This window comes from Kitasatospora sp. NPDC059812 (genome assembly GCF_042732075.1).
Classification (GTDB): Bacteria; Actinomycetota; Actinomycetes; order Streptomycetales; family Streptomycetaceae; genus Kitasatospora.
The window spans coordinates 105,926-112,174 of record NZ_JBHWIO010000017.1 but is presented as its reverse complement, the minus strand read 5'-3'; the positions used below and the strand labels follow the sequence as shown (position 1 = coordinate 112,174).

Here is a 6,249-nt window from a genome sequence, read left to right as displayed (position 1 = left end):
TCGCGAGCACACTGATGGCATGAGAGGTCATCTCACTTGCGTCCCGCCGTTGCGGGACAACCCTTGGCTCGGGCAGCGGCGATTCACCTGCCGATCTCCCTCATGGGCCGCAAGCTGTTCGTCCGCTGGACCCTGTCCGCCGTGGACAACGGAGACCTCCACTTCAACCAGCCCAAGACCGAGGCCAGCCGCGCCTGGATCAGCCTCTCCCCCAGAGTCATGACCGCCCTCCACCGCCAGGCCGCGATCCAGATGGCCGCCCATCCAGCGGGCCGGCTGGAGGGCCTGGTCTTCGCCAACTCGGATGGACCGCCCCTGCGGCCCCAGTGGGTCCTCGACCAGCTCCGCAAACGCACCGCCGAACTCGGCCTGCCCCGGATCGGCCTGCACGACCTGCGCCACACCGCGGCCAGCATCATGATCGCCGAGGGCATCCCCATCGCCGTCATCTCCAAGACCCTGCGCCACGCCACCCTGGCGACCACGATCAACCTCTACGGCCACCTCCTCAAGGACTCCGCCGACCAGGCCGTGCTCGCGTTGGCCCAAACTCTCGACCGGGCCGCCGTCGGGCGGAGTCCGGCCCCCGGGCCTGGCGAAGTCTTCCAGCGGGCGGCGTAGCCACGCGTCGAACGACTTCGGCACTACGGCTTGGAACCGAGCGCGGGGCGTCTCTGGCCGGAGCGCCGGTCAGAGACGCCCAAGCCTCGTGTCAGCGGCAGGGAGCTCGTCTTCCTCAAGGTCCGGGCCCAACGGCTTCCGCCGTGAGTTCTCCGGACCGCGCCACGGGCCGGGTGCCGCCCTCGTCGTCACCACGGCCATCGCCGAGTCCACGCACACCCTCGGCATCATCCTGACCAACCACGCAGACACCCCCGTGACCGCCGACATCGACGACCGACTCGACCCCACCCGCGGGGAAACCCACACCGTGGACGCGGGCAGGACACTCACTCTCCAGCACGACACCGACGCCGCCCACGGCTGGTACGACCTCACCCTCACCGTCGACGGCGTGCCCTCCTACAGTCGCCGCCTCGCCGGGCATCTGGAGGACGGCAAGGAGAGCATCGCCATGGGCCCGCCGCGAAACCTCTGGTCCCGGTGCGCCGAGCTGGACCGACCTTCGGGGATCGGTCCCCTCCCGGACAGCCGGAGAGGGGACCGATCGGCCGTGCCGACGGGGTCAGTGCACCGTGTCCGTCCGGTCGGGGATCACCGCCCCCCGGTCGTCCAGGACCGGGCCCGCCGACCTCTAGGTGGTCCTGCCGATGAGCCGCTGGACGGAGTCCGGCGGGGCGGCGTCCTTGTCCTTGACGTGGGAGTCGGGGATCGCCGGCCCGTAGACCTGGCGCATCGGGAGCACACCGCCCCAGGCATTGCCGTGGTCCCAGTCCCAGTCCTCCTGGGTCTCGTGCTCCGGCTCGGCGGCGTGGTGCCGCTTGAGGCGCACCACCGTCGATTTGTCCGTCAGGCTGATGGAGAGGACCCCGACGGTGGGGGTGTGCTGCTTGTCCGAGTCCAGTTCGCTGACCTTGCCGCCCTTGCCGCCCTTGCCGTCCTTGATCGGGCGCAGCTCGGGCCACCGGCCCGGGATGACCTGGTTGCTGAGCGCCTCGAACGCCTTCGCCCGGTCCGCCGGATCGACCGTCCGGGCGATGCCGTCCACCACCACGGAGCGGTAGTTGAGGGAGGTGCTGATCGCCGCCCGCCCGACGAGCAGGCCGTCGAGCACGGTGACGGCCAGGCAGACGTGGACCCCGGCGTCGTTCCACAGCTGCCGAAGTGAGGGCGCCAGCCCGGTCTGCGGCGGCCAGTAGACGGAGCCGTGCAGGTAGAGGCGCCGCTCGTCCCCCTCCTCGTGGTAGGCGTAGACCATGGGCACGCACCTCGGCCCGCCCGTTTCGGGGTCGACGTGGGCGAGGGTGCAGACGTAGGCCTGTTTGAGGACGGCTGTGGCCGCCGCCAGGTCGGCCGTCTCCTTCGTCCGCTTGAGGTGACCGCTCATCCGCTCTTCTTCTCGGCGTCCTCCTGGGCCTTGGCCAGGATGGCCTGGGCTGCGCTCTCGGGGTCCTGGCCGTGGAAGGGGCGGTCGAACAGCCAGTTGTAGAGCATCTCCCGGCAGATCCGCGGCTGGTAGGCCGGCACTTCGTGCCCGGAGTCGGGCACCGCGACCTGGGTGACGTTGTTCAGGGTGCGGACGAAGCCCTTCGGGTGGCCCTGCGCTTGCTTCCAGATCAGCCGCGGGGCCTTCTGCCAGCCGTCCTTCATGATCTCGTCGAGGATCTCCTCGGTACTCTGGTAGCCGCAGGCGGTGTCGAAGTCCCCGGTGTAGAGCAGGACCTTGTAGTTCTCGTTCGCGTGGATGAGTTCGGTGTACAGCGGCGAGGCGTCCGCCATGTTGTCGGCCTTCAGCGCGATGGCCACCGGACCGGAGTTGTCCTCGGACTTCCACTCGTGGTCGGCGTGCAGGGCCTCCTTGACGGCGGCGCTGTTGAGGTAGGAGCGCAGTGCACCCGCGGACAGGTCCTCCCAGCGCCGTACGTCGTAGACGTCGAAGTCGCCTCCGTAGGCCAGGATCGCGTTGACCAGGCCGTTTCCGAGGTCGGTGGCCTCCTTCATCCTGCCGCTGCTGATGGCGTCCTGGAAGTGCTTGTACGAGGATGCCAGGATGTCTTTCTGGCCCTTGCCGAGGAATCCGGACGCGTAGGCGTAGTCGATCATGACGCGGATCGAGAGTTCCGGGGTGATCCAGCCGTTGCCTACGGAGATCCCCTTCAGATTGACGCGCGTTCCGGTCTTCGCGAGGTTCTTCTGCTGGATCTTCTGGGCGATGTACGGCACGTACTTGCCCGCGTAGCTCTCACCGCAGACGTAGAGGGGGCACTGCTGGTACTCCGGGTACGTTTCGAGGAACTGAACCAGCGCCCGGTGGAACATCTCGCTGAGTTCGTCCTCGTCCTGGACGTACGTTTTCGACTTCTTGCAGTAGCTGTATCCCGCGCCGACCGGCTGGTCCCAGTAGATGACGTGGGCTTCCTGGTTCCAGGAGTCGGGGCTGATCGAAATGGTCCCGGCGGCATCGTCACCGATGCGCAGCGGCCCGTTCTCCAGGAACAGCCCCAGGAGCGACGATGCGCCGGGACCGCCGTTGAGCCAGATCAGCAGAGGGGCCTTCTCGATCAGGTCCTTCTGCTTGTCGGCGTCGACGTGGGGGTCGCAGGTCTGGCTCTCGAAGAACCAGTAGAACAAGCGGCTGCTTTCGGTGCCGGGGCCGTCGACGTCCGCGTACCCGGCGTAGGAGCGGACCGTCTTCGGGACTCCTTCGTCGCCCTTCTTCTCGGGGTCGGGATAGAAGTGGATCGTCTGGGTGTCGAAGGCGTTCGCCGGGATCGAGTAAACGGGCTGACGAAGCATGGTTCACTTTCCGTTTCGGGAGGGAGGTCAGGACGTCGGCGTGACGCGCCCGGGCAGCGGGCGGACGTAGCGCTCGAAGTGGCGCTCGGTGTGCGCGACCTCTTGGAGGACCCCGATCCGCTGGCCCATGAGGAGCTGGAGTGCGGGGAACCGCTTCTCCTCGAACAGCAGGATGTTCAGTGAACCGCCGTACTGGAAGTAGCCGATCTCGTCGCCCTTCTTCACGTCGACCGGGTCCGACTTCGCCGTGATGTTGCGGAACGGATCGAGGAACCTCACGGAGCCGATCGAGTTGAGGCCGACGGGCACCAGGGCGACATAGCCTTCGCCGTCCGGTTCCCCGAGGTGGTCCACGTAGGGCGTCTTGATGATGGCGTATCCGCGGCGGAAGTCCTCGAACAGGCTGTAGTCGTACCCGTAGCCGACGTTCCCCTTGTTGAGCAGGTCGGGGAAGTCCCGAATCCCGTAGTAGACGCCGCCGACGTCGTCGCGGGCCTCGACGACCTCGCCGCCGACCGGGGCGTGGTAGCGGTGGTAGGTGTCAGGCATGAGGATGCACGACACGGCCGTGCCGCCGATGAACTTCTCGGCGTACTCGGAGCCGTCGAGCAGCCTGCTGACACTCATGGTCACGGCCGCCTTGATCGGGAGCGGCGTGTCGGGCGCCAGATTGTCGACGATCATGTTGATGACGCAGTCGGTCGGGGCGGTCACGACGCTGGGGTCGTCGGGGTGGTCGATCGGCCGCTTGCCGGGCTTCAGTTCCCTGATGAAGAACTTGTTGAGGGTCGACCAGTCCCCCTTCTTGAAGTCCTCCATCCGCTTCTCGCCGAGTTCGTCGATCCACTGCTGAACCAGTTTCTCGGAATCCTCGGAGTCCATCTGCCGGCCCTGCAGCTGTGTGAAGTCCGCCAGTACCTCACGCCCTGATTCGCTGGTCACGAACGCGAGTCCCGCGGCGTTCTCGTAGCTGATCCAGCTGAATTTGCGGATGTATTTCAGTCCGTCGGAGATGGGCTGCTTCCAACCCCAGTCGTACCATTCGACGAAGAATTCTGCCAGGGTCTTTCCGGTCGTCCCTCGCCAGTCCTTGTAGACGTCCGAGTCCGGGTACACCGTGGGCGGCGTCAAACCCCTGATCGCCGCATCGAACTTGCGCCTGAAATCGCTTTCCTCGTCGCCGTAGAGCGCCTCGACCTTCTTCTTGAACTCCTTGATGTTCTGCGACTCCATGTCCTACGTCCTTCCGTTCGACGAGACCCCCTGGGCGCTGCCCTCTCACCAGTACGTCCCGCTCCCTGAAGAACCGCACCTGCGGCTACTCCGTTCGTCTAAAAACCACCTCCGCCCGGCGGTACACCCCGTATCGCTCCCGGCTGCGGAGGGTCCTGAAGTGGCAGACCCGCAGGGGCACTTCGGCGCGAGAGGCCGATACCGGCGGTGGACGCGCCGGGCGGTCTCGGGCACCTGCGACCGCCCCGGTGGCGACCACCCGCCGTGATCCGAAAGGCGTGCCCCAGGTGCACACGAAGTCGGCCGGGCCGACTTCCTGTGCACCTTCCTCGGCATCCCCGATCAAAGATCGCCCGCAGCCACAAGCACCGGCTCGCGGCGGCGTTGCTCACCCACACCCTGGCCAGCGGTCGGCTGGCGAAGGGCCGCCCGGTACCGGTACGCCCGGTACACCGCCAAGAAGCTCCGGGTGTGCGTGCCCGACCCGGAGCACTCCGCGTACTTCGACGGCTGGTACTGGCAGGACCCCACGGTGACCGACCAGGGCTCGCACATCGAGGGCATCGGCCGGCCCAGGGTCGAGGCCTCGTTCGTACCGACCACGGTCAACCGCATGATCCGCCTCGCCGACGCGGCGTCGGTCGCCACCATGCGCCACCTCTCCGACCGGACGGAGTTGGGCATCCACGCCGGGCCCTCGACCGGAACCGGCGTGTTCGCCGCGATCCGGATCCTGCTCGGCATGAACGAGGGCACCCAACTCGGGAGCGTCGCCAGCGTGATGTGCGACCCGGGCGACCGCTACACGAACGAGTACTACAACGACGCCTGGCTGGCGGATCAGAAGATCGCCTACAAGCCCTGGTACGCCACCATCAAGGACTTCTTCGAGAACGGCGTCTGGGCCCCGCCCACGTCCGTTCCCCCCACGCCTCGCCCCACGACGGCCATGTGGAACATGTAGCACCTACGCGCCAACGAGCGGGCCCGGAACGGCGATGGAGCCGCTCCGGGCCCGTTCACGGATTCCCGTCGGGATCGGGACCGGCTCAGCCGCCGTCGCCCTTCACCAGCGGGACCACCGCGCGGACCGCCGGCGACGGGAAGCCCGAGCTGACCGGCAGTCATGATTCCGGGACGCGGAGGCCGGCAGGCCTTTACGGTGAGCAGGCGGCACCTCACAAGTGGTGCTCTGTTCGGGGGCTTTGACCAGATCCGGGGGGATCATGGCGTACTTCGTGGAACTGCCCATCGGCTCGGTGAGCGAGGGTGAGGACGTGGTCCGGGTGGAGATCGAGCAGGTCGGGGAAGGCCTGGTGCAGGTCGCCCGGCCCGGACAGGTGGTGGCTCGGGCGACACGCTCGCTCGGGGACATGCTGGCCGGGGTGCGTCCGGTCGCGCAGGACTTCATCGAGGGGTTCCGGGGCCTGGCGCACGCCCCGGACGAGATCAGCATCGAGTTCGGCCTGTCCTTGTCGGCCGAGGCCGACGTGGTGATCTCCAGCACCGCCGCAGAGGCCAACTTCAAGGTCTCGCTCACCTGGAACCGGCAGCCCGCCGAGGCATCGGCGCCTCCGGCGGCTTCGGACCCGGCCTAGT

6 protein-coding genes and 1 pseudogene are annotated in these 6,249 nt (G+C 67.5%); 4 read left to right on the top strand and 3 right to left on the bottom strand.

Translation table 11 applies throughout. The features are described from left to right. Positions 1-102 precede the first annotated feature (102 nt). A complete protein-coding gene (locus ACFV6D_RS12185) occupies positions 103-621 on the top strand; it encodes a tyrosine-type recombinase/integrase (protein WP_380559480.1) in 519 nt (172 codons plus the stop codon). A gap of 88 nt (positions 622-709) precedes the next feature. Then, positions 710-1,036: pseudogene (locus ACFV6D_RS12180) on the top strand (phospholipase domain-containing protein); the annotation flags it as partial. 219 nt (positions 1,037-1,255) lie between these two features. On the opposite strand, the gene ACFV6D_RS12175 reads toward ACFV6D_RS12180, so the two are convergent. From ACFV6D_RS12175 to ACFV6D_RS12165, 3 genes are read right to left on the bottom strand one after another with little or no spacing between them, the layout of a single operon-like run. After that, positions 1,256-2,008 carry a pyridoxamine 5'-phosphate oxidase family protein gene (locus ACFV6D_RS12175; protein ID WP_380559478.1) on the bottom strand — a complete coding sequence of 251 codons (753 nt, stop codon included), beginning with the start codon at positions 2,006-2,008 and terminating at the stop codon, positions 1,256-1,258. Further along, positions 2,005-3,417, bottom strand: a complete 1,413-nt coding sequence (locus tag ACFV6D_RS12170; RefSeq protein WP_380559476.1) for a hypothetical protein — start codon at positions 3,415-3,417, stop codon at positions 2,005-2,007. Before ACFV6D_RS12170 ends, ACFV6D_RS12175 begins: the two co-directional genes overlap by 4 nt. Before the next feature lie 27 nt (positions 3,418-3,444). After that, the gene (locus tag ACFV6D_RS12165; protein ID WP_380559474.1) at positions 3,445-4,650 is read right to left on the bottom strand and encodes a phosphatidylserine decarboxylase; all 1,206 of its coding nucleotides are present in this window, start codon (positions 4,648-4,650) and stop codon (positions 3,445-3,447) included. Positions 4,651-5,119: 469 nt separating this feature from the next. Between ACFV6D_RS12165 and ACFV6D_RS12160 the strand changes: the two genes are divergently transcribed. Together ACFV6D_RS12160 and ACFV6D_RS12155 are read left to right on the top strand one after the other, a co-directional pair. After that, complete coding sequence (locus ACFV6D_RS12160; RefSeq protein WP_380494623.1) at positions 5,120-5,614, top strand: hypothetical protein; 495 nt, start codon at positions 5,120-5,122, stop codon at positions 5,612-5,614. A gap of 262 nt (positions 5,615-5,876) precedes the next feature. Continuing rightward, a complete protein-coding gene (locus ACFV6D_RS12155; RefSeq protein ID WP_380494625.1) occupies positions 5,877-6,248 on the top strand; it encodes a CU044_2847 family protein in 372 nt (123 codons plus the stop codon). Position 6,249 lies beyond the last annotated feature (1 nt).